Origin of the sequence: Limnospira fusiformis SAG 85.79 (genome assembly GCF_012516315.1) — a bacterium.
Lineage (GTDB): Bacteria > Cyanobacteriota > Cyanobacteriia > Cyanobacteriales > Microcoleaceae > Limnospira > Limnospira fusiformis.
The window spans coordinates 3,363,490-3,387,498 of record NZ_CP051185.1 but is presented as its reverse complement, the minus strand read 5'-3'; the positions used below and the strand labels follow the sequence as shown (position 1 = coordinate 3,387,498).

17 protein-coding genes and 7 pseudogenes are annotated in these 24,009 nt (G+C 46.1%); 15 read left to right on the top strand and 9 right to left on the bottom strand.

Translation table 11 applies throughout. From position 1 onward, the window contains the following. Nucleotides 1-30 precede the first annotated feature (30 nt). Nucleotides 31-339, top strand: a pseudogene (locus tag HFV01_RS15945) (IS630 transposase-related protein); the annotation flags it as partial. A 15-nt stretch (nucleotides 340-354) separates the two neighbouring features. On the opposite strand, the pseudogene HFV01_RS15940 reads toward HFV01_RS15945, so the two are convergent. The 4 genes and pseudogenes from HFV01_RS15940 to HFV01_RS15920 form a co-directional block, all read right to left on the bottom strand. Beyond that, nucleotides 355-588, bottom strand: a pseudogene (locus HFV01_RS15940) (IS1 family transposase); the annotation flags it as partial. Nucleotides 589-605: 17 nt separating this feature from the next. After that, nucleotides 606-1,481 carry an IS630 family transposase gene (locus tag HFV01_RS15935; RefSeq protein WP_193520199.1) on the bottom strand — a complete coding sequence of 292 codons (876 nt, stop codon included), beginning with the start codon at nucleotides 1,479-1,481 and terminating at the stop codon, nucleotides 606-608. 622 nt (nucleotides 1,482-2,103) lie between these two features. Continuing rightward, nucleotides 2,104-2,980, bottom strand: a protein-coding gene (locus HFV01_RS15925; RefSeq protein ID WP_108614948.1) for an IS630-like element ISAtsp1 family transposase whose coding sequence is annotated in 2 segments (ribosomal slippage) — nucleotides 2,104-2,649 and nucleotides 2,651-2,980 — 876 coding nt in all. Because the reading frame shifts where the segments join, the coding sequence is not laid out codon by codon here. Nucleotides 2,981-3,045: 65 nt separating this feature from the next. Further along, nucleotides 3,046-3,579: pseudogene (locus HFV01_RS15920) on the bottom strand (IS630 transposase-related protein); the annotation flags it as partial. 425 nt (nucleotides 3,580-4,004) lie between these two features. On the opposite strand from HFV01_RS15920, the gene HFV01_RS15915 reads away from it, so the two are divergent. Together HFV01_RS15915 and HFV01_RS15910 are read left to right on the top strand one after the other, a co-directional pair. Next, nucleotides 4,005-4,148 (top strand): hypothetical protein, encoded by a 144-nt coding sequence (locus HFV01_RS15915; protein ID WP_193520198.1) that lies wholly within the window; start codon nucleotides 4,005-4,007, stop codon nucleotides 4,146-4,148. A 256-nt stretch (nucleotides 4,149-4,404) separates the two neighbouring features. Beyond that, nucleotides 4,405-4,743: an NAD(P)H-quinone oxidoreductase subunit M gene (locus HFV01_RS15910; RefSeq protein WP_006615757.1), complete on the top strand. Its 339-nt coding sequence runs from the start codon at nucleotides 4,405-4,407 to the stop codon at nucleotides 4,741-4,743. A gap of 837 nt (nucleotides 4,744-5,580) precedes the next feature. Here the strand turns inward: HFV01_RS15910 and HFV01_RS15905 are convergent. Next, the gene (locus HFV01_RS15905; RefSeq protein ID WP_235720208.1) at nucleotides 5,581-5,784 is read right to left on the bottom strand and encodes a hypothetical protein; all 204 of its coding nucleotides are present in this window, start codon (nucleotides 5,782-5,784) and stop codon (nucleotides 5,581-5,583) included. 370 nt (nucleotides 5,785-6,154) lie between these two features. Further along, nucleotides 6,155-6,319 carry a hypothetical protein gene (locus HFV01_RS15900; RefSeq protein WP_235720207.1) on the bottom strand — a complete coding sequence of 55 codons (165 nt, stop codon included), beginning with the start codon at nucleotides 6,317-6,319 and terminating at the stop codon, nucleotides 6,155-6,157. Nucleotides 6,320-6,504: 185 nt separating this feature from the next. On the opposite strand from HFV01_RS15900, the pseudogene HFV01_RS15895 reads away from it, so the two are divergent. From HFV01_RS15895 to HFV01_RS15880, 4 genes and pseudogenes are all read left to right on the top strand, one after another. Further along, nucleotides 6,505-7,038, top strand: a pseudogene (locus tag HFV01_RS15895) (IS630 transposase-related protein); the annotation flags it as partial. A gap of 65 nt (nucleotides 7,039-7,103) precedes the next feature. Continuing rightward, nucleotides 7,104-7,981, top strand: a pseudogene (locus tag HFV01_RS15890) (IS630 family transposase). Nucleotides 7,982-8,002: 21 nt separating this feature from the next. Next, a pseudogene (locus HFV01_RS15885) lies at nucleotides 8,003-8,341 on the top strand (IS630 family transposase); the annotation flags it as partial. Between the two features lie 382 nt (nucleotides 8,342-8,723). Then, nucleotides 8,724-10,979, top strand: a complete 2,256-nt coding sequence (locus HFV01_RS15880) for a PP2C family protein-serine/threonine phosphatase (protein ID WP_006626155.1) — start codon at nucleotides 8,724-8,726, stop codon at nucleotides 10,977-10,979. 95 nt (nucleotides 10,980-11,074) lie between these two features. Here the strand turns inward: HFV01_RS15880 and HFV01_RS15875 are convergent, their stop codons facing one another. Beyond that, entirely contained in the window at nucleotides 11,075-11,581 is a 507-nt protein-coding gene (locus tag HFV01_RS15875) for a hypothetical protein (RefSeq protein ID WP_235677637.1), read from the bottom strand. A gap of 288 nt (nucleotides 11,582-11,869) precedes the next feature. On the opposite strand from HFV01_RS15875, the gene HFV01_RS15870 reads away from it, so the two are divergent. From HFV01_RS15870 to HFV01_RS15840, 7 genes and pseudogenes are all read left to right on the top strand, one after another. Further along, the gene (locus tag HFV01_RS15870) at nucleotides 11,870-12,115 is read left to right on the top strand and encodes an Asr1405/Asl0597 family protein (protein WP_035760234.1); all 246 of its coding nucleotides are present in this window, start codon (nucleotides 11,870-11,872) and stop codon (nucleotides 12,113-12,115) included. A 47-nt stretch (nucleotides 12,116-12,162) separates the two neighbouring features. Beyond that, entirely contained in the window at nucleotides 12,163-12,735 is a 573-nt protein-coding gene (locus HFV01_RS15865) for a (2Fe-2S) ferredoxin domain-containing protein (protein ID WP_006626152.1), read from the top strand. Nucleotides 12,736-13,060: 325 nt separating this feature from the next. Then, nucleotides 13,061-14,089 carry a transposase gene (locus HFV01_RS15860; RefSeq protein ID WP_006669275.1) on the top strand — a complete coding sequence of 343 codons (1,029 nt, stop codon included), beginning with the start codon at nucleotides 13,061-13,063 and terminating at the stop codon, nucleotides 14,087-14,089. Nucleotides 14,090-14,155: 66 nt separating this feature from the next. Next, a complete protein-coding gene (locus tag HFV01_RS15855) occupies nucleotides 14,156-15,805 on the top strand; it encodes an IS1634-like element ISAtsp2 family transposase (protein ID WP_006668501.1) in 1,650 nt (549 codons plus the stop codon). 504 nt (nucleotides 15,806-16,309) lie between these two features. Further along, nucleotides 16,310-16,701: pseudogene (locus HFV01_RS15850) on the top strand (zinc ribbon domain-containing protein); the annotation flags it as partial. Nucleotides 16,702-16,911: 210 nt separating this feature from the next. Then, nucleotides 16,912-18,381 (top strand): serine/threonine-protein kinase, encoded by a 1,470-nt coding sequence (locus tag HFV01_RS15845; RefSeq protein ID WP_006626148.1) that lies wholly within the window; start codon nucleotides 16,912-16,914, stop codon nucleotides 18,379-18,381. A gap of 119 nt (nucleotides 18,382-18,500) precedes the next feature. Continuing rightward, nucleotides 18,501-20,291, top strand: a complete 1,791-nt coding sequence (locus HFV01_RS15840; RefSeq protein WP_006669272.1) for a class I SAM-dependent methyltransferase — start codon at nucleotides 18,501-18,503, stop codon at nucleotides 20,289-20,291. Between the two features lie 70 nt (nucleotides 20,292-20,361). Here the strand turns inward: HFV01_RS15840 and HFV01_RS15835 are convergent, their stop codons facing one another. Both HFV01_RS15835 and HFV01_RS15830 read right to left on the bottom strand, forming a co-directional pair. Beyond that, complete coding sequence (locus HFV01_RS15835) at nucleotides 20,362-22,044, bottom strand: ABC1 kinase family protein (RefSeq protein ID WP_006626146.1); 1,683 nt, start codon at nucleotides 22,042-22,044, stop codon at nucleotides 20,362-20,364. A gap of 128 nt (nucleotides 22,045-22,172) precedes the next feature. Continuing rightward, nucleotides 22,173-22,664: a L,D-transpeptidase gene (locus tag HFV01_RS15830; RefSeq protein WP_008050238.1), complete on the bottom strand. Its 492-nt coding sequence runs from the start codon at nucleotides 22,662-22,664 to the stop codon at nucleotides 22,173-22,175. A gap of 331 nt (nucleotides 22,665-22,995) precedes the next feature. Here HFV01_RS15830 and HFV01_RS15825 point away from each other — a divergent pair, with 331 nt between their 5' ends. Then, nucleotides 22,996-24,006: a GspE/PulE/PilB domain-containing protein gene (locus HFV01_RS15825; RefSeq protein WP_235720205.1), complete on the top strand. Its 1,011-nt coding sequence runs from the start codon at nucleotides 22,996-22,998 to the stop codon at nucleotides 24,004-24,006. Nucleotides 24,007-24,009: the final 3 nt, after the last annotated feature.

Here is a 24,009-nt window from a genome sequence, read left to right as displayed (position 1 = left end):
AATGGCAAGGATATCTACAGAAGACCCAAAATGCCAGCCCCCTACAGTTACGACCTTAGACAAAAAGTTATTAATGCAATTGAACTAGACGGTATACCCAAAACCGAAGCCAGTCAAGTTTTCCATGTCAGCAGGAACACTATCAATCTCTGGCTGCAAAGAAAAGAACACACCGGCGACTTCCTCCCTAAACCTAATCGCCCACCTGGTCATAGCCACCAAATTACCGACTGGCACAAATTCCAGGCTTTTGCCCAAGAGCATGGCGACAAAACCTCCGCTCAAATGGCTCAACTTTGGGATGACGACATCTCTCCTCGCACCATATCCAGGGTATTGCACAGTGAGGAATGATTAAGAGAACGGAGGAAGTTGTCCATGCTTCAAATAATAGATAAGTAAGCGAATTGATTTGTACAACATCTCAGTGGACTTGGAATCACACAAAGTTTTGCGATGTAGCCTGGCTAAATAGTGCCTCAGACGGCAGTTTTCTCCTTATACTCTTGTCATAGCCGTTTTGCTGACTAGATGATTGCAATCCTCAATTAAGCAAGGATAAACTTTGTATCCGTCCGTAATATATATAGCACTAGTCAATACGGTTAGGACGCAGCATTGAGAACAGAATCCATGGCATCATGGAGAGAATCAAACTGCTCAATACAATGGCGAATGCGGGCTTTCAACCACGACCAACATTTCTCTATCTTGTTGAGCTCTGGCGAACAAGGCGGAAGATAGAGTAAACGGCATTGAGCTGCCTCCACCAGTTCAGCAATCCGCCCCCCTTTATGAAACGTTGCATTGTCCAATACTAGAGTCTGACCTGGCTTCAATGTTGGAATTAAGATCAACTCCAACCACAACTCAAACACTGTCCGATTACAACAACCCTCAAAGGTAAAGGGAGCTAAGAGTTGTTGATCACACCATGCGGCCATATAGCTCACCCTGCCCTGCCTCTTCCCTGATTTGAGGGCATGGAAGCGTTTTCCTTCCTCGCAGTAACCATAAGGGTAATCCGAGTCCTGACTATTCATGCCGGCTTCATCGAGGTAGACCACTTCTTGTGGCTCCATCTGTTCAATCTGAGCAATAAACTCCTCTCGCTGTTGCTTCCAACGTTCTTGGTAGCCGTAAGTTTTTTTTCTGGTGAAGCCAATTTTCTTCAAGGCTCTGGATATGGTGCGAGGAGAGATGTCGTCATCCCAAAGTTCAGCCATTGGAGCGGAGGTTTGATCGCCATGCTCTTGGGCAAAAGCCTTGAATTTCTGCCAGTCGGTAATTTTGTGGTTATTGCCAGGTGGGTGATTAGGTTTAGGGAGGAAGTCTCCGGTCTGTGCTTTTCTTTGCAGCCAGAGATTAATGGTGTTCCGGCTGACATGGAAAACTTGACTGGCTTCTGTTTTGGGCATACCGTCTAGTTCAATTGCATCAATAACTTTTTGTCTGAGGTCGTAACTATAGGGGGCTGGCATTTTGGGTCTTCTTAGTCATCTCGTCCTCTCCATTATACGTCCTAACTTTCCTGTCTTGTGCTATAGAAAACAAGGTGCGAGACGTTTAGGAATCAAATAAGGCTGCAATGCCTGAAATAACTTCCTAATGGGACTTTCACCCCTTGGTGGAATATAAGGGATTCACATTCCTGACCATCCCATAACTGTTTATATGTCCCGACGCTTGGAGAAATCTAAGCAAGGCAGGGGACTCAAGGTCATAAACAAACTGAGAAATAAGGGCGTTGAGAGTAACGGCGATAGCCACCCCCAGTTTCAGGATTCACAACCCGTGAGATTGAAGCGGGGAACGGAAGGCATGAGGGAAACCTAATCCCAACAATCCGACCACTGCCAACCATCCATGACTAAGGAAATCTGAATGTTCCGGCTTGAACCATCGTAATCTAGAAGCAGCGAAATAGGTTGATACGCTGCGTCCAAAAGGGCAAGGGGAAAAATAGGGTAATCTTGTTATCACCTACACAGACCTTTAAAGGTACCCCGGTGGAAAGGACAAGTCTAAAGATGGAATGCCCATATAAACGGTACGTTTAAACCCCTTTTAGGCTCTCGGCAGGTATAGCATTAGTCAAGGTGGTTAGGACGCAGCTTTGAGAACGGAATCCATGGCATCATGGAGAGAATCAAACTGCTCAATGCAGTGGCGAATACGGGCTTTCAGCCACGACCAACATTTCTCTATCTTGTTGAGGCCTGGCGAATAAGGTGGTAGATAGAGTAAACGGCATTGAGCTGCCTCCACCAGTTCAGCAATCCGCCCCCCTTTATGAAACGTTGCATTGTCCAATACTAGAGTCTGACCTGGCTTCAATGTTGGAATTAAGATGAACTCCAACCACAACTCAAACACTGTCCGATTACAACAACCCTCAAAGCTAAAGGGAGCTAAGAGTTGTTGATGACACCATGCGGCTATCATACTTACCCTGCCCTGCCTCTTCCCTGATTTGAGTGCATGGAAGCGTTTTCCTTCCTCGCAGTAACCATAAGGGTAATCCGAGTCCTGACTATTCATGCCGGCTTCATCGAGGTAGACCACTTCTTCCGGCTCCATCTGTTCAATCTGAGCCATAAACTCCTCTCGCTGTTGCTTCCAACGTTCTTGGTAGCCGTAAGTTTTTTTTTCTGGTGAAGCCAATTTTCTTCAAGGCTCTGGATATGGTGCGAGGAGAGATGTCGTCATCCCAAAGTTCAGCCATTTGAGCTGCTGTTTTGTCGCCATGCTCTTGGGCAAAAGCCTTGAATTTTTGCCAGTCGGTAATTTTGTGGTTATTGCCAGGTCGGTGATGAGGTTTAGGGAGGAAGTCTCCGGTCTGTGCTTTTCTTTGCAGCCAGAGATTAATGGTGTTCCTGCTGACATGGAAAACTTGACTGGCTTCTGTTTTGGGCATACCGTCTAGTTCAATGGCATCAATAACTTTTTGTCTGAGGTCGTAACTATAGGGGGCTGGCATTTTTGGTCTTCTTAGTCATCTCGTCCTCTCCATTATACGTCCTAAGTATTCTGTCTTGTGCTATAGCTCACCCTGTCCTGCCTCTTCCCTGATTTGAGGGCATGGAAGCGTTTTCCTTCCTCGCAGTAACCATAAGGGTAATCCGAGTCCTGACTATTCATGCCGGCTTCATCGAGGTAGACCACTTCTTGTGGCTCCATCTGTTCAATCTGAGCCATAAACTCCTCTCGCTGTTGCTTCCAACGTTCTTGGTAGCCGTAAGTTTTTTTTCTGGTGAAGCCAATTTTCTTCAAGGCTCTGGATATGGTGCGAGGAGAGATGTCGTCATCCCAAAGTTCAGCCATTTGAGCGGAGGTTTTGTGGCCATGCTCTTGGGCAAAAGCCTTGAATTTATGCCAGTCGGTAATTTTGTGGTTATTGCCAGGTGGGTGATTAGGTTTAGGGAGGAAGTCTCCGGTCTGTGCTTTTCTTTGCAGCCAGAGATTAATGGTGTTCCGGCTGACATGGAAAAGTTGACTGGCTTATGTTTTGGGCATACCGTCTAGTTCAATGGCATCAATAACTTTTTGTCTGAGGTCGTAACTATAGGGGGCTGGCATTTTTGGTCTTCTTAGTCATCTCGTCCTCTCCATTATACGTCCTAACTTTCCTGTCTGGTGCTATAACTCCTACTAGACTCTATTCATGCAATCAAACCGTAACCTGTCAGCATATCCCTGCCATTACAGCAGGGCGTTGGCTTTTGGTCACATCTCACTTCCTCTAGGACTTGCGCTTACATTTGTTACTACTGATATCTCGACCAGATATTCAGAGTCCAGGAGGATTTAAAACGTTCCGTTTATATGGGCATTCCATCTTTAGACTTGTCCTATCCACCGGGGTACTTTTAAAGGTCTGTGAAGATGGTATATAAAAACCTCTTCTTTTCCCCTTGCTCTTTTGAGCGCAGCGTGTCAATCTATTTCGCTGCTTGCTAATTACGATGGTTCAAGTCGGAACATTCAGATTTCCTTAGTCATGGATGGTTGGCAGTGGTCACATTTTTGGTAGTAGGTTCTACCTCATGCCTTCCGTTCCCCGCTTCAATCCTAGGGTTATGAATCCTAAAACTGGGGGTGGCTATCGCCGTTACTCTCTACTCCCTGATTTCTCAGTTTGTTTATGACCTTGAGTTCCCTGCCTTGCTTAGATTTCTCCAAGCGTCGGGACATATAAACAGTTATGAGGATGGTCAGGAGTGCGCTCCTTATATTCAATCAAGGGGTTGAAATCCCCACTAGGAGGTTATTTCAGGCATTGCAGCCTTATTTGGTCTCCTAAACGTCTCGCACTTATCAATTAGCCTAGCCTCTGGTGATTGTTGGGATCACAGTCGCCGTAATAAGTGTATAATAGGCACTTAGTCTCACTCATCCTAAACTATGCTGTTAAAGTCTACAACCCGTCACATTCACATTTTGACTGCGGAACTTCAGGATAACGAAATCATTCCCAGTGAAGAAAAATTGACCATTGACATTGACCCAGATAATGAATTTAACTGGAATGATGAAGCCCTGCAACAAGTCTATCGAAAGTTTGATGAGTTAGTCGCAGCATCGGAAGGGGAAGATTTGACAGAATATAATCTCCGTCGCATTGGATCAGATTTAGAGCATTTTGTGCGATCGCTTTTGCAATCCGGTCAAATCTCCTATAATCTCGGTACTAGGGCGGTCAACTATAGTATGGGACTGCCGCGAGTAGAAACCCCATCCTAAAATTAATCGTGCGAGACGTTTAGGCATCAAATAGGGCTGCAATGCCTGAAATAACAGCAAGCGTGAGGGTTCCAGCTCGTAGCTGGATATAAGAAGCTCGCTTCTGACCAACCTCATAACTGTTTATATGTCCCGACGCTTGGATCAATCTAAGCAAGGCAGGGAACCCAAGGTCATAAACAAACTGAGAAATCAGGGAGTAGAGGGTGCGAAATGTTGAGGAGACCAAATAAGGCTGTTATGCCTGAAATCACCTCCTAGTGGGGAAGCCAGCCCCGAGTCTGGATAAGAGGTCGGAGCCTCGAACCATTCCCCATAACTGTTTATACGTCCCAACGTTTGGATTGAACCCCCAAACAAGGCAGGGAACTCAAGGCCATCAAACAAACTGTTTTGATTGGGAAGTTATGACCCCATGATAACAATGAGTAGAGAGTGCGAAATCTTTAGGAGACCAAATAAGGCTGTGATGCCTGAAATCACCTCCTAGTGGGGAAGCCAGCCCCGAGTCTGGATAAGAGGTCGGAGCCTCGAACCATTCCCCATAACTGTTTATACGTCCCAACGTTTGGATTGAACCCCCAAACAAGGCAGGGAACTCAAGGCCATCAAACAAACTGTTTTGATTGGGAAGTTATGACCCCATGATAACAATGAGTAGAGAGTGCGAAATCTTTAGGAGACCAAATAAGGCTGTTATGCCTGAAATCACCTCCTAGTGGGGAAGCCAGCCTCGAGTCTGGATAAGAGGTCGGAGCCTCGAACCATTCCCCATAACTGTTTATACGTCCCAACGTTTGGATTGAACCCCCAAACAAGGCAGGGAACTCAAGGTCATCAAACAAACTGTTTTGATTGGGAAGTTATGACCCCATGATAACAATGAGTAGAGAGTAACGGCGATAGCCACCCCCAGTTTGAGGAATCATAACCCGTCAGATTGAAGCGGGGAACGGAAGGCGTGAGGTAGAACCTACTACCAAGACGCGACCACTGCCAACCATCCATGATTAGGGAAACCGAATGTCTGGCTTGAACCATCGTAACTCTGTAGTAGCGAAATAGGTTGACACGCTACGTTCAAAAGAACAAGGGGAAAAGTAGGAGGCTTCTTTACCTACCTGCACAGACCTTTAAAGTACCCCGGTGGACAGGACAAATCTCAAGATGGAATGCCCGTATAAACGGAACGTTGTAACCCCTCTAATGGTCTGCCTATAAACAAGTGAGTAATGCTATTCACAAGGCAGTAGTGAAAAATGTAAGCACATGGTGCGAGACGTTCGGGTATGAAATAGGGCTGAAATGCCCTAAATCACTACCCGGTGAGGATTACAGCCCCGAATTTGGATATAAGGATCGCACTCCTGACCATCCTCATAACTGTTTATATGTCCCGACGCTTAGGGAACTAAGCAAGGCAGGGAACCCAAGGTCCTAAGCGAACTGAGAAATCACAGAGCAGAGGGTAACGGCGATAGCCACCCCCAGTTTGGGGAATCATAACCCCAGGATTGAAGCGGGGAACGGAAGGCGTGTGGAGGAACCTACCTCCTACTCGACCACTGCCAACCATCTATGATTAAGGAAACTGAATGTCCGACTTGAACCATGGTAATACATTAGCAGCGAAATAGGTTGACACGCTGCGCCCAAAAGGGCAAGGGGAAAAGTAGGGGGCTCATACGACTACCTGCACATATAGCACAAGACAGAAAAGTTAGGACGTATAATGGCAAGGATATCTACAGAAGACCCAAAATGCCAGCCCCCTACAGTTACGACCTTAGACAAAAAGTTATTAATGCAATTGAACTAGACGGTATACCCAAAACCGAAGCCAGTCAAGTTTTCCATGTCAGCAGGAACACTATCAATCTCTGGCTGCAAAGAAAAGAACACACCGGCGACTTCCTCCCTAAACCTAATCGCCCACCTGGTCATAGCCACCAAATTACCGACTGGCACAAATTCAAGGCTTTTGCCCAAGAGCATGGCCACAAAACCTCCGCTCAAATGGCTCAACTTTGGGATGACGACATCTCTCCTCGCACCATATCCAGAGCCTTGAAGAAAATTGGCTTCACCAGAAAAAAAACTTACGGCTACCAAGAACGTGATGAGCAACAGCGAGAGGAGTTTATTGCTCATATTGAAAAGATGGAGCCGGAAGAGTTGGTTTACCTCGATGAAGCTGGCATCAATAGTCAAGACTCGGATTATCCTTATGGTTACTGTGAGGAAGGACAACGCTTCCATGCCCTCAAATCCGGGAAGAGGCAGGGCAGGGTGAGCTATAGCACAAGACAGAAGACTTAGGACGTATAATGGAGAGGACGAGATGACTAAGAAGACCAAAAATGCCAGCCCCCTATAGTTACGACCTCAGACAAAAAGTTATTGATGCCATTGAACTAGACGGTATGCCCAAAACAGAAGCCAGTCAAGTTTTCCATGTCAGCCGGAACACCATTAATCTCTGGCTGCAAAGAAAAGCACAGACCGGAGACTTCCTCCCTAAACCTCATCACCGACCTGGCAATAACCACAAAATTACCGACTGGCAAAAATTCAAGGCTTTTGCCCAAGAGCATGGCCACAAAACAGCAGCTCAAATGGCTGAACTTTGGGATGACGACATCTCTCCTCGCACCATATCCAGAGCCTTGAAGAAAATTGGCTTCACCAGAAAAAAAAACTTACGGCTACCAAGAACGTTGGAAGCAACAGCGAGAGGAGTTTATGGCTCAGATTGAACAGATGGAGCCGGAAGAAGTGGTCTACCTCGATGAAGCCGGCATGAATAGTCAGGACTCGGATTACCCTTATGGTTACTGCGAGGAAGGAAAACGCTTCCATGCACTCAAATCAGGGAAGAGGCAGGGCAGGGTAAGTATGATAGCCGCATGGTGTCATCAACAACTCTTAGCTCCCTTTAGCTTTGAGGGTTGTTGTAATCGGACAGCGTTTGAGTTGTGGTTGGAGTTCATCTTAATTCCAACATTGAAGCCAGGTCAGACTCTAGTATTGGACAATGCAACGTTTCATAAAGGGGGACGGATTGCTGAACTGGTGGAGGCAGCTCAATGCCGTTTACTCTATCTTCCGCCTTATTCGCCAGACCTCAACAAGATAGAGAAATGTTGGTCGTGGCTGAAAGCCCGTATTCGCCACTGCACGTGAGCAGTTTGATTCTCTCCATGATGCCATGGATTCCGTTCTCAAAGCTACGTCCTAACCACCTTGACTAATGCTATATATGGCCGCATGGTGTCATCAACAACTCTTAGCCCCCTTTACCTTTGAGGGTTGTTGTAATCGGACAGTGTTTGAGTTGTGGTTGGAGTTCATCTTAATTCCAACATTGAAGCCTGGTCAAACTCTAGTACTGGACAATGCAACGTTTCATCAAGGGGGGCGGATTGCTGAACTGGCGGAGGCGGCTCAATGCCGTTTACTCTATCTTCCGCCTTATTCGCCAGACCTCAACAAGATAGAGAAATGTTGGTCGTGGTTGAAAGCCCGCATTCGCCATTGTATTGAGCAGTTTGATTCTCTCCATGATGCCATGGATTCTGTTCTCAAGGCTGCGTCCTAACCGTATTGACTAGTGCTATACGTCCTAACTTTCCTGTCTTGTGCTATACGTCCTAACTTTTCTGTCTTGTGCTATAAATCCCGGTCCTATGATAACTATACTGGGAGATAATAAGCGCTACAATAGTTCACACCAGCCAGTCACTCAGCGCCAATAACTGTAGGGTGCGTCACATCCCGACAATTTTCGGAAAACACGAAAAGATTACATTTCGTGACGCACGCGCCCCTTCTGCACCACTCTATGTGTTGTTGTTCCAATGCTTGGCTGCTGTCTGTGTCGTAACCCTCGATTGTATTGGTATGAAACGAGACACTCTGGTCTGGTATCCAAATATTCCCTGAACCCAATTTGGTGGCTACTCCAGATGTGAGAACCCTCTATGCAAAATGATATGCGAAAATACTATCTATGGGCGCTCGTTACGGGCTTTGAGGATATGCCCGCTGGAACTTTGATTGCCGATCGCTATCTCAGCCAGGGCGGTCGTATTTTTGTGGACACTCAACCCGAACAACTTCCGCAAACTCCCGGAAATGATATTACCGCCGAGGAGATTTCCTGTTACCTGAAACTGTTTTCTGAGCGACTCCACATTCCCCAGGTCTATGGGTGGATACCTGCAGCCAAAAGTCCCCTAAAAAAAGATATATGGCTGTTAGAAGGATGCCCCATTGAACCTAAGTCGGGGGAACTTCGACCATTACTATCCCAAGTCTGGGAAGAAACATCAGCCATGCGTCAATTAAGCTGGTTATGGCAGATAGCTACATTGTGGTATCCCTTGAGTTGTCAGGGGGTCGCTTCCAGTCTACTTGATTTTGACCTGCTGCGGGTAGAAGGGCCTCTGGTCAGATTATTGGAATTACGCTACCAAGCTAAAGCCGCAGGACTATCTCAACTGGGGTCAGTTTGGCAATCGTTAATTCCTACAGCAGATCGCCGGATTCAGAAATTTTTGGAACAACTTACCCAACAACTGATAGCCGGGGAAATTAGAAAGTCGATGCGCTTGGCCAGTCAACTAGACCAAGCCTTAGTCATTTGTGGACGGTCTTTAGAAAGACAAGTCGATATTGTCACCGTCACAGATGCAGGTCCTACGCGATCGCATAATGAGGATGCCTGCTATCGGTCCGCGTACAACGATGGTATTGATGAAAACTCCATGGCTTTGGCTATTGTCTGCGATGGTATTGGCGGACAGGAAGGCGGCGAGGTGGCTTCTGGTTTAGCTATTGAAATTGTACGGGAACAAATGGAAAAAATTCCCCTACATCCCGCCAATTGGGACCCCCTTTCCTTGACCAATCGGTTGAAGCGAGCCATTAGTATTGCTAACGATGCCATTAGCGATCGCAATGATACCGAAGAGCGCCAGGGTCGTCAACGCATGGGAACTACTATAGTCATGGCTTTGGCTCATGTTCATGAAATATATTTAACCCATATTGGAGACTCCCGCGCCTACTGGATTACACCTGAGGGTTGCTACCAGGTTACCCTTGATGATGATGTCGCCTCCCGAGAAGTTAGACTAGGCTATACTATCTATCGTGAAGCATTACAGCAAGTATCATCGGGAGCCCTAATTCAAGCCCTCGGAATTACCCACTCTCTCAATTTACATCCTACCATCCAGAGATTTCCCGTTGACTCCGATTGTATCTTTGTCCTATGTTCCGATGGATTGAGCGATCGCGATCGGGTAGAACAATATTGGGAGAGCGAAATCTTACCAGTTTTGCAGGGTCAAACTACCCTCCCATCAGTACGAGATCGCCTCTTGAAAATTGCCAACACCCAAAACGGCCATGATAACGTTACCATCGCCCTACTGCATTTTCAAGTTTCCCCCAAGACAATTCAAGACTTACCGGAAATTTCCGTTCCTACCGCCATTAGTCTCAACGATGACACCATAGCCGATAGCTCATCAGACCTCAGCGGTTCTGACGACTCAGCTATGCAAACCGAATTAATTGTAGTTGACAAAAACAAAAGCCGTTCAATTTGGTTATTATCATTAGGCATTTTAATACTGTTGGGTATTGGCGGGGCCTTAGCTTGGACATTCCTAGGGGGTGATCAGACCACAGAACCCGACGAACCGCCTACTAGCACCCCCCTTACCACCAGACCCGCTGATCCTTCTCTCCCTACCCCAACTGTCCCCTATGGCGCAGGTGTTCCGCTTGGATCAGTCATCCAATTGAGTTCTGCTCGCACTATACAGAATAACATCCCCCCAAGTCCTATTGTATTGCACCAAGACTTTGTGGAAGGGGAATTAAAAGGGGAAGTTCCTAGCAATAGTGTCTTTCAGGTTCTCGAACGACAAACAACCCAAAATGACGGAACTTGGGTAGAGTTAAAAGTGTGTTCGGTTCCCTCATCGCATAATCTAGCTACACCAGACAATAATACCCCTTTACCGACAGAATTGGACGACTCCGACCCTCAAGGGATTAATCAACCCATAGATAACCTAGAGGAAATCACCACCCTACAGCCAGGAGACAGAGGCTGGCTCCGAGAGGATGATGTTCAAAGTCTCTGGCTGACTGATGTGATTATTCCACCGGAACAATACGGAAATTGCCAAGTTAATTCAGTCGGAACATTGGGCGATAATTAGCCAGATCTACCACCTAAGAAAGTAGGTTGCTAACTACCTTCCTAGGTGGTTTTGTCTCCCCTCATGGGGCTATGCTAACTCTACCTCTACTATTGCTAATATCCCTCACTAGACCGCGACAGCATCGTTTCGTGGATATGTTCGTCATGGTGACGGGTTTCGGCTAACAGTTCCCGCGCCTGTTCGTCCGCCATACTGTGATTAGGCTCCGAACCAGCTCCACGTGCGCGATCGCTTTCCTGGGCCGCCCGCGAAAGCATGGTTTCGTGTAAATGTTCCTCATGGTGACGGGTTTCGGCTAACAGTTCCCGTGCTTGTTCGTCCGCCATACTGTGATTAGGTTCCGAACCAGCTCCAAGTGCGCGATCGCTTTCCTGGGCCACCCGCGAAAGCATGGTTTCGTGTAAATGTTCCTCATGGTGACGGGTTTCGGCTAACAGTTCCCGTGCTTGTTCGTCCGCCATACTGTGATTAGGCTCCGAACCAGCTCCAGGTGCGCGATCGCTTTCCTGGGCCGCCCGCGAAAGCATCGTTTCGTCAAGATGCTGCTTATGGTGACGATTCTGGACCAACAATTCCCGGGCTTGTTCTTCTAAACTCATGATTTTAAATCTCCGATTTTATGATTAAAAAATTCCCCTACTAAAATTTTGGCATAATTTTAGAAAAAATGTATCCAAATTTACAGATTTTTTACTGTAAGTATATATGCGGATGTTGAAGTTGCCACTCGACCGGGCTGACGTTTTCGTAAACTTTTATAAACAGACTATTGAGAAAAGATATCATTTGTGTTATCAATGAAATATGGGACTATCCGAGTCATTTGTGAGCTAGGGCAGCAGTCATCAGCCCAATTTAGTGCAAATCTCTTTCATTTAGATGTGGTAATGAATTCATCAGAATTAGATCCGAAGTCCGGTGAAGTAGTAGAAGTGGCCTGGTCAAAAAGGTGGCAGGTCTATCGGCGGCTGCAAGAATTGGGAATTAGCTGTTGGTGTCAGGTAGATCACCCGCTGCGGGTAAAGATTACCAACACCACCGAAGCTGTTCAGCTTGCTAGTGTCCTGAGAAGGTTAAGTGCATCGCCACGGGAACTAGCCCTATCTCTGGAAAGGGCCTGGAATCGTAGTTAGGCAATAAATCCCATGAACCCAAGCACACCAAACAAACCGCAAAAATTATGTCTAAATTCAATAAGCAAGTTTCGGATTTCAGCCTTTCGGGTAGAGTTTTGCAGATTTTATTAAAAGGCAAAACCCCGCAAATCCTGCAACTGATGACTACATCAGGATTGTATACAATTAAGCTATCTAAGCGATTACGTGACGAGGCAAAACACCTGTTATCTGAGGGGTTAGAGGTGAGAGTATTTGGCGAAAAAATCCTCAATTTAAAAAATGCCAAAGTCAAACTCAAAGCCACCAAGATTATACCAGCATCTGAACCCTCAGTGCGCCCAGTCAACTCTGTGAGGCCCTCAACCAAAAGCCAGCCTAAACCGGCGAAAATTCTAGTTTGTCAGAAATCTGATTGTCGCCAGCGAGGAGGACAAGCAGTTTGTCGAGTCCTGGAGCAAGCCTTATGCGATCGCGGATTGCATGATCAAGTTAAAATTGAAAAAACAGGTTGTCTGAAAAAATGTAAATTAGGGCCCAACTTAGTTGTCATGCCAGATAAGGCTCATTATACGCGAGTCAAACCCTCAGATATTTCTGAGGTGATTGAGAAGCATTTGGCATCAACAACTACATAGAGTAATAGGGGCGTTTCGACTTCCCCTGCTGTAGCCGCCGCCTCTAGCAATCATCCTCTATTTCGAGCAGATTGTTCGTGAACCCGCCCCTAATTACCGTTTTTGGGTCGATTGTGAATCCCCCTCTCAAGATAGGGGGGAGAGCGATCGTGACATAAAAAAGTCTAGTTATGGGTAGGTTTGGGTAAGTCTGATGTAATGGATTATCCTCAAAAAACCCTGAGCAAATTTGAACAAAAATAGCGACGCATTCCCCCACCTCGCCCAACGGCAGGTGGGGGTCAAGGAGCCGCCGATCTGACAAGCCTTAGGTTATCATACCGTTATGGCACAAACCACATCAATCATCCGTACAGACCTATGGAATCTTAACCCGACAGCCAGCCAGCAAGTGCTGCTGCTCCAGACGGTTGAGGTCTCCCTAGGTGTCTGTCGGCATTTGATGGGAATTCTCTTAACTCATTGGCCATCTCTAGGGGGGTTATCGAGTCAAAAACGGGTTCTAGCCGTTGAGAAACTGATTCACCAAACCGCCAAGAACCCTAACCCCAAATACCGGCAATTTGACCAAACCTTTTACAAGTTCCCCAGCTACTACCGAAGAGCCGCCATTGTTTTCGCCGCTGGCCAAGTCAGTAGCTACATGACCCGATATCGGGAATGGCAATCGGGAACTCGTCAACGTCGGGATGCCAAACCTCCCGTACTCAATCCCAACAGTGGCTGTTATCCGACCCTGTATAAGGGTCAGTGCTATAAACTCCATGGCTATGACCGCATCGACATCAAGGTATTTAACGGAACTGATTGGGTCTGGACTACCATTGAGATAACCAGCCTACGAGAACGGCATACCGTAGATAGTAACAAGCTGCTGTCACCGTCCCTTATCTTCAATGAGCAGAAAAAAGCCTGTCATCTCTCAGTTCCATTTGAGTGTCATCCACCTCAACGGGAGGGAGAGGGTCGAGTTGTAAGTGTTGACCTGGGTATCAACACCACCGCTACTGTGGCAGTCGTGAATTTTGACGGCACTGTAACCTATCGGGAGTTTATTCACCCAGCCAGAGACATAGACGAAGTCGCCGCAGCCGCTGGAACCTGCGTCCAGCGGAACGGCGACCGTCGAGATAAGCGGCTGAAATCGGTATCTAAACGAGCTAGTAAGACAATGGGGCTAGGTGGAAGTCTCCAGAAAGGCTTCTGCTCTCATACCTACCGCAAATGCCGTAATATCAACCGTCAAATTGGGCAGATTGTCTCGAAGCGTATTGTGCAGATTGCCCAACAGTTCAATGCCGATGCCATTGTCTTTGAGAACCTGAAAGGATGGAACCTACATTCCGCAGGTTGACAGGGAATAAAAGATATGGTGCTAGTCTAGGCTAGAAAGGGTTCCTTCGAGCGGTAGGCTCTGGCGATGCAGATTAAAAATTTAGACCATCTGGGTTTAGTGGCTGGAGTGATTGACGAACTTGGCCTGGTCGAGTTGACGGATAAGCGGATTGAACCTCATAGCTTGGAGCATGTGAGTGCCGGACAAGTGGTTAAAGCCATGATTTTGAACGCCCTAGGCTTTCTCAGTGCACCGTTGTATTTATTCAGCGAGTTTTTTGAGAGTAAAGCGGTGTCTCATCTGCTCGGGGAAGGGGTAGAGGCTCGTCACTTGAATGACGACCGCTTAGGTCGAGTGTTGGATGAACTCTACGCAGAAGGGACGACATCATTTTTTCTCCAGGTGGCGCTCCAGGCTGTGGAACGATTTGGAATTGATATTCAACAGCGTCATCTCGATGCCACCTCGATCTCAGTAGAAGGGAAGTATCAGCGGTGCTCGAAGGGGAAATCCGAGGTAGGACTTGAGTCAGCTCCCCCCGGTGAGACATCAGCAGAACCCAGCCCAATTCGGCTGTGTCGAGGCTATTCCCGAGACCATCGTCCAGATTTGAAACAGTTTTTGATGACTCTAGTCTGTGCCGCCGACGGTGGCGTGCCGCTATGGTTGCAGTTGGCCAGTGGCAATGAACAGGACACTCAGCAGTTTGCAGAGGTGCTCAAGGCGTTTGGTGACCAATGGACTAGCGACGGTATCGTTGTGATGGATGCCGCCTTTTACACAGCAGCCAATCTGCAGCAGATGGAGACCACGGGGTGGCTATCACGGGTGCCGCTGACCCTAAAAGCGGCTCAAGAGCTGGTGCACAGCGATGTCACCCGACTGACTGAAGTCCCCTGCAACTCCAAGGATTACCGGATGTGGGAGATTGAGCAGACCTATGCCGGAGTGCGCCAGCGCTGGCGCCTCGTCGAAAGCCAAACCCGCAAAGCCAATGCCGACCTCTGGCAACCCGAATTAGAGAAGCTCGAACACCGCCTCAACCGCCAATTGAAAAAGCTGACCCAGCGGGTCTTTGCTTGCAAACCCGATGCCCTCGAGGCCTTGATGCAGTTTCAAGATGGACTCGAGGTGCATCAGCTCACTCAGGTCTCCCTGGAGACGGTGCGGGCCAAGCGACCCCCCGGTCGTCCCGCCAAATCCGCCGAACCCACCCCAGTTCAGGGCTATCGGCTCCAGGCCACGTTACAGCAGACCGCCACGGCGGAAGACCGCTTTAGCCGTCAGCGTAGTCGCTTTATTCTAGCCACCAATCAACTGGAGCAATCCCTCTGGCCGGCTCAGACCTGCTTGAGCGAATATAAAGGGCAACAGACCGTCGAGAGAGGCTTTCGCTTCCTCAAAGACCCCCTCTTCTTTGCCAGTAGCGTCTTTGTCAAAAAGCCGCAGCGGGTCGAGGCCTTAGCTCTCATCATGGCCCTAACCCTTATGGTGTATACCCTCGCCGAACGCCAACTGCGACAGGCGCTAGATGCTCAGAAGCAAACGGTGCGCGACCAACGCCAACAACCCACCGCTAAACCGACCTTTCGCTGGATTATGCAGAAGTTTCAAGGAATCCACTGGGTTAATCTCGATGGGCAAAGGCAGATTAGCAATCTCAATGATGAACGGCGATTGATTATTCACCTCTTCGGTCCACCCGTTGAGCGCTATTACTACGCATCCGGTTAATTACCTATCAACCTGCGGAATGTAGGATGGAAGACTAAGGGGGGGCGCAAGCGCTCCTTACTTCGCCAACGCTTTCATGGATGGCTTAAAGGTATGATTCGAGATTTGACGGAGATGAAATGGCAAGAGATAGGCGGTAAGGTCATTGATGTCGTAGCTCCACCTAAAAGCTGGCTTATGACGGCAGTGGAGTCGAAAGGGCGGGATGGCAAAAACTATGCCCTGGCTAAATTTTCCTAGGGCAAGCGATACAATGCCGACCTCAATGGGGCGCTCAATATTGCTGCACGAGGTATTCTTAAGCTCACTCGCCGTAGAGCGAAGCTCTTCTCGAAGAGCATGATTTAATCTCAAATTAGGTTAACATTTGACGGCAATACGGTATAATACCAAGTATGGTGCGAGACCTTCGGGTATGAAATAGAGCTGAAATGGGCGAAATAACTACCCGGTGAGGACTTCAACCCCTTGGTTGATTGGGTCGCATCCCTGGCCATCCCATAACACAGCCTGATTTTTGGGCCCACCTTCGAGACTTCCAATATGGTTGCCAAGGTGAAGCGTCTAATCAGGTCTAAGACTGCCCGCGCCATGCTGAAATGGGCGCATTATCGATTCAAACTAACCCTGAGACATCAAGGGGAAATAACTGAACAGTTGTAGATGTGACCGAAGAATACACCAGCAAAACCTGTACTCACTGTGGTCATGTCCATTCCCAGCTAGGTGGCTCAAAAGTGTTCCGATGTCCTGAGTGCGGGTTCACTCTACCACGGGACTGGAACGGTGCTTTTGGAATCTTTCTAAAAGCTTTGCGGGATACCGCCTCTGTTACCTTAACGGGTAATAGTGCTATCGTTGCATTGTCCGGGAACAACCGGAAAAATGTCGCGTAAATGTATCAGTAAGGACAGTGAGGAACCCTCGATCCAAAGTTCTCGAGGTTCGCCTAGAAGCTGGGCTTGTTTGTGTGACCTGTGGACTAGCACAGTTCGAGGTTAGCACCGACACCCCCACCTGCCCAAGGCAGGTGGGGTGAGCTTCATCAGCCACCAGGGTAGATCGAGAAACATGAGACAATAGAGCAAACTCGTTCAACCCTGGAGATGCTGTACTGTTGCAACCCAAGTTGCCCTAACCCATTTAATAATGAGGGTTATCGATTTTGTCAAAGCTGTGGGGCGCCGATTTTGCTGCCATTGTTCCGAAACCGCTATCGCGTAATTCGACAATTGGGATACGGGGGGTTCAGTCGCACCTATGAAGCCAAAGATGTTGATCGGATGAATGATCCCTGTGTGATTAAGCAATTTATGCCCCAAGTTCAGGGAACAGCAGCGCGACAAAAAGCCACAGAATTATTTAAACAAGAAGCCCAGCGGTTATATGAGTTAGGGGAACATCCCCAAATTCCGGGGTTGATTGCCTATTTTGAACAGGATAGGCGACTTTATTTGGTGCAAGAATATATTGATGGACAGAATCTGTTGCAGGAGTTACAGCAAAAGGGACATTTTAATCCTGATCAGATTTATCAAATTTTGTCTGAATTGCTTGAGATCCTCCAGATTATCCACAACCGCAATATAATTCACCGTGACATCAAACCAGAAAATATCATGCGCCGTAGCCGCGATAATCAGTTAATCCTGATTGATTTTGGTGTCTCTAAACAGGTGACGGGAACTACCACGGTGGGACAGGGAACTACTGTCGGGACACCTGGATATATACCTATGGAACAGTTACGAGGTCAGGTCTACCCCGCTAGTGATTTGTATAGTTTAGGGGTGACTTGTTTGCGTTTGCTGACTGGGTGTTTACCCTCAGAAGATGGTAGAGATGACCTCTATGATGCTATGGAAGGGCGTTGGGTATGGCGAGAACGTTTACCAGCTAATGTTTCTGTCCCCCGACAGTTAGCAGAGGTTTTGGACCGCTTAACCCGGGATTTTGTTCGCGATCGCTATCAGTCGGCTCAAGAAGTGCTACAAATTCTTAAACAGCCCTATCCCTATCAGTATCAACCTATACCTACCCAGAACTATCAGCGCATTGTTCCACCGATCACCCAAAAATATACCCACGCTGCCACTCCCCCACCTCCCCCCAAAGTTACCCCTAAACTGAATCCTTATCAAAAGTTACAGGATCTCATGAAAGCCGGAAAATGGCGGGAGGCTGATGCTGAAACTTCTCGGTTAATGCTGGAAATTGTCGGTAGTCAGGCTGGGTGTTTTAGTACCGCACAAATAGCTACTTTTCCCTGTCGAGAGTTAAGGGAAATTAATCAAGTTTGGGAACAGGCTAGTCGCGGTCGCTTTGGCTTTGGGGTTCAAAGGCGGATTTGGGAACAGGTTAACCAAAACACATCTGAATTTGCTCAACGGGTGGGATGGTGCGATCGCCACCCATCAGATGATATATATGTCAAAGACTATGATCAGTTATCATTTTCTCTGAAAGCCCCCGAAGGTCATCTACCCGCCTTGAGTGTGATGGCTGGCCGAGAGTGGGATAGAACTCTATGGCTGCTGGAACATTTATTTTTAAGTGTGGAGGCTTGCGGACTTTGACAGACTATCACGGAAATATGATCACAATACAATTGTTCTGATCTGTCCCTGGGGAAATCTCACCCAGAAGTCCAGAAGGCTGATAGAATTGACCTTGAAGAGCATTTATGGAGGTTTTCATGTCTCAAGATACCCCTCAACCTAATGCTGAACCAACTTTTAGCCAAAAAATTCAAGCTGCTGTTAAGCAACTATATCAGCAGGCGAATACTTGTGTGGCGGAAAATAAACTTGAAGAGGCGATCACCTGTTATCGTCAAGTTACTGTCTTGGTCCCCAGTTGGGCTGATGCTTACCAAAAATGGGGTAATCTTCTGGTGAAAGCTGGTAGATTAGAAGAGGCGATCGGTGCTTATCAACAAGCTATTAAACTTAATCCCGAAGATTCCTGGTCTTATAATAGTTTGGGTGGGATTTTTATTAAACTTGAACGCTGGGAAGATGCTGTTCCAGTCTGTCAGCAGGCTATTCAACTAGACCCTAACTTTTTCTGGGCTTATAATAACCTAGGACAAGCTCTCAGTCAACAAGAACAATGGGAAGATGCTGCTTCTGTTTATCAAAAAGCATCTCAGATTAACTCGACTTTTTTCTGGACTTATAATAATTGGGGTGAGGCTTTAATTCAACTTGAAAGATGGTCGGAGGCGGTTACCGTTTATCAAAAGGCTATAGAAATTGACCCTAACTTTTGTTGGGCTTATAATCATTTGGGAGATGCACTCAGACACCTTAAACGCTGGTCGGATGCGGTTCCCGTTTATCAAAAAGCTGCTGAAATTAACCCTAATTTTTTCTGGACTCATAGTAATTTAGCTGATACCTTAGTCTATCTCAAGCGATTTGACCAGGCGATTCCGGTTTACCAAAGCGCCATCAAACTGAACCCCAATTCCCCTCAAACTTACTATAAATTGGCTAAGTGTTTACAGAAAGTTAAAAGGGTTGATGAAGCGATCGCTTATTTTCAAAAAGTTTTGGAACTAAAGCCAGATTTTACAACCGCACAGAATAAACTACAAGAACTGCAAAAAAAATCCGATGATCTGGAATCAAAAGCGCCTCAAATTTCCCATAATCTTGAACCTATTGATTGGCTCAAATATTACCCAAAATCAGGGGATTCAGTATCCTACATGATGCCTAAACCTACCCCCCCACAACAAGACTATAAAACCAAAACCTGGCAGTTTCCTGTCCCTCCACGTCCCCTGATGCTAGTATTTGCAGACAGGGGGGAGGACTACTATCTTGAATCTGGTAAAATTCAAATTCGCCTACTGTTAGAATCCCTAGAAAAAGCTAAGTTTTCTTTAAACCCAGGAAGCCGGATATTAGACTTTGGTTGTGCGTCTGGAAGAATGATGAGATTTTTAAGCGATCAAGCTAATACCTGCGAAATTTGGGGGGCTGATATTAATGCTGACTGCATTAACTGGTGTAAGCAATATATGAGGCCTCCTTTTCACTTTTTGACCTGTACCACTAATCCTCATTTACCCTTTGAGGATCGATATTTTGATTTGATTTATGCGGGTTCAGTTTTTACCCATATTGACGATTTGGCTGAGGCTTGGTTATTAGAACTTCGTCGGATTATTAGTCCTGGTGGTATGGCTTATATTACTATCCAAGAACAGCATCTGATGAATCTAATTAAAGACTTTAAGGAAAAGTGGTTATCTAATAATAATGTTTGGCCGCCAGATAAAAGGGCTGAATGTTTACAAAAATATGATGAATATAGTAAGTCGGATTTTGCTATGTTTACTTTGGGTCGAGATACGCGATCGCTCGTTTTTTATGACCTCGATTATTTCTGTAAGATGGTACAACCGTTTTTTCAAGTCATTGAAATTCGCCAAGAAGCCTATTATTGGCAAACCGCCATTTTACTACAACGTCAATAAATCTCTCTAGTCTGGATCATTAATTAAGAATAAGGAATCTCTAACAGGGATGACTGAGGAGGCTAGGCTGTTACTGTTCCGCCATGCGGTCTAGGCGTTCACGAATGGAGAGGTTGAGAAGCGATCGCAAAAATATTACCACCCCCACCCCAGCGATGACTAGGAAAAAAACAGCCCAGCCATTTTTACCAGCAATTATTAATAGTATTCCCGAAATCAGAGTAAATCCTGACCAACAACCATGAATCAAAGTTTTGAGGGCAAAATTAACCCGTTTCAAAGCGCGATCGCTTTCAATCGAACGAACCCTAAACTTAATTTCCCCTTCCTCAATGCGTTGTTCTAGGCGACTAATAAATAACTCAGCGCGGCTAGGTTGGTTGAATTTAAAATTGATAAAATCTCGCGCCTGTTTAGTCAACTCTCCCACTAAACTACCCCGTTCCTGCTTAGAAACAGTAACACTTTTAATAAAAGGTTGAGCGCAGTCTACCAAATTATATTCCGGGTCTAGGGCGCGGGCTACTCCGTCTAAAGTAGTTAAAGATTTCAGTAAAAATGTCATCTCAGCAGGTAGGCGAAAAGGCTGCTGTTCAAACATTATATAAAGCTCATCTTTAATCACATTAAATGCTTGAAAATCAATAGGTTTTTCCGTAAATTCATCTAACAAAAACCTGATCAAGCGCCGCACCGGAGTCATATCAGACATCGGTTCAACTAAACCAATATCAATCAGAGTATCAATCACCACATCCACATCTTTTCGCATCACTGCAAAAAAGCTGCGGATCATCTGATCCTTAGCCAAAGCCTTGATTTCAGCCATCATCCCGAAATCGTAGAAAATCAGACTACCATTAGAACTAACAGCAATATTTCCGGGGTGGGGGTCTGCTTGAAAAAAGCCATCCTGTAAAATCTGTTTAAGATAGCAACAAATCCCTAATTGATTAACTCGTTTAATGTCAACACCGCAGGCTTGTAGAGTTTTCCGGTCATCAACCTTAATCCCCGGCAAATATTCCAAAGTTAAAACTTTATGGGTGGTATATTCCCAGTAAACTTTAGGAACAATAATTCCCGAATAGTTATCAAAATTATCTCGAAATCTATCGGCGTTTTTACCTTCTTTAATATAATCAATTTCCTGATATAAAATCATGAAAAATTCATTATATATAGCATCGAGATCATAGAGTCTTGCCCAAGCAAAGGAACGTTGACAGAAGCGCATCACACGACGGACGGCTTGCATATCCAGATCAAAAAGTTCTTTAAGTCCTGGGCGTTGAACCTTAACTATGACCTGTTCTCCTGTATGCAATTTAGCCCGATGAACTTGTCCGAGACTGGCGGCGGCTAGGGGACGCTCATTAAACTCACGATAAAGGCTAAATAAAGAGTTACCCAATTCTGACTCAATAATAGCTACAGCGCGATCGGCACTAAAAGGAGGTACTTTATCCTGGAGTTTTTCTAACTCCGCCACATATTCTAAGGGCAGAATATCAGCACGGGTGGAAAGCGCTTGTCCAATTTTAATAAATGTTGGCCCCAGGTCAAGCATGGTTTGAATTAACCATTTTGCCCGCTTTTGTTTAGTGGCAGAGGCATTATTTCCCCAAAGCCGATCCCACCACAAATAGAACAGAAACGTCCCAGCGGCAGAAAAAACATCAATCTGTCGGGTGAGGGGTGAGTATTTGCTGCGCTGCCAACGGAGGGGTTTAGGGGTTTTCTGAGTTAGCATTCGAGGATTTCGGGCAATTTGTCTATTTTAGTCGCATTAGGTGTCGATTTTCTACTGAGCGCGAAAACAGGAGACATATTAGAGTCTCCTGGGATTTTTTTCCATAGATGACCAATCCTCATCTCAATCTAGGGTTCAACAATGACGGGAGTTCCCAGTTGCACTTTGTTAAATAGTGCTAACACATCCCGGTTAAACATACGAACGCAACCATGGGAAACGGCTTGTCCGACCGTTTCTTCATTGGGGGTGCCATGAAAACCTATGTAGTTAGTGCCATCAGTCCAAAATCCAATCCAGTGACTACCAAGGGGGTTATCTCGACCTGGGGGGATAATATCTCCATTTAGAGGATGTTCCCAGGTTGGGTCTTCGATCATTTGAATAACCTGATAGTGGCCGATGGGGGTTTCCCATCCGTTTCTACCAATGGCTATGGGATAGCTAGTGACAACACGCGCGTTGTTCATGACATAAACCCGACGTTCTCCTAAGCGAATAACTAATTCTAGTTGACTAGGAGAATATTGTAGCCAATCGCTGACATGATAGGCCGTGGCAAATTTTGGGGAAATTCCCGTTTTTGCCACATCTACTCCTGGGGTAGTAGTGGCAGCCATACTACTATAAGGCAGTAGTATTGATAATAATGATAGTAATATCATGGGACTGAGGGCCGGTGACAGAAATGTTCTGAACATAACTCTCAATAACTTACCTAGGGGTTTAAACAAGAAAATGGCGATCGCCAAGCGTGCTATGATTGGGGTATGGGTGTGCTAATAAATATCAAATCCCGTCAAGTTTTGTACCTGACAGTAAAAACCGTGACACAGTAAATCCACAAACTAGAATCATTAATAATTGCCGGTTTAAGTTAAATTTTCAGGAAACCAAAGATAGTTACTATTGTCAAGTTGGCTCATGTTAACAAATTCGGAAACAGGCGAAATGGAATATTTAGATGCTGGACAGATTTTTCCATTAGTTGATAGTATTTTGCCTTTTGAAGTCTGTCTTCATCATCGGATTTTGCCCATATCTCTCAAGGATAATACCCTTTACTTAGGTATGGTCGATCCTGATGATGAATTAGCCATAAATTATGCCCACCAGATATTAGCATATCTAAATTGCTCTGTTGTCAGTCAGCCGATTTCGGCTGAGAGCCATCGCTCCATTCTGACTGCTTATTTGTACCATAGCGAAAAACCCACCACCGAAAAAACTCCTTTAGATAACTCTCCTACCCCTCCCGATGAACCATTAGCCTCCGGGGAAACATCCCCGCCAGATTCCCCAAGACTACCAAAGGCTAAACAACCTCCAGCCTCAAAGATTAATGAAATGTTACCTAAGCTGGATCTTCGTCCCGAATACCTCAGTAGTCCCATAGAGCGACTGGCCAAGTTACCACCACCCAAGTTATTGGAAGAGTTACTAGCTAGGGTGTTGTTGGAGGGTATTGGCCGACTGTATTTTGAGAGGCAAGAATCCAAAGGACGGATTTTATGGAGCCAAAATGGTATTCTCAAGTCTGTTATTGATAATTTAGAACCATCGCAGTTTCAATGGGTGATTAATGAGTTAAAGCGGTTGGTGAAACTGCCTATGCTACCAATTTCCCAACCCAAACAGATAGAAATTGAGCGGATTTATTATAATACTCATCTGCTGTTGCGGCTGCGATTGGTTCCTGGGAATTATGGCGAGGAAGCTAATTTACAGGTATTACGAGGAGCGGCTTTAAAGTTTTATCAACAGCAACAACTATCAAAATTGAGTTTGGATGCTTTGCGTCTGGCTCAACAATTGCAAAGGAAACTTAATGACTTGCAAGGACATTGTAATTCCGCTAATCTCTCATCGGAAAATTTGCCTCTGCTGTACCAGCTACTTAAAAATGTCACCCATCAGGTGGATATGCTGATTAAAAATAGTGATTCCTCCCATACAGACTAATAA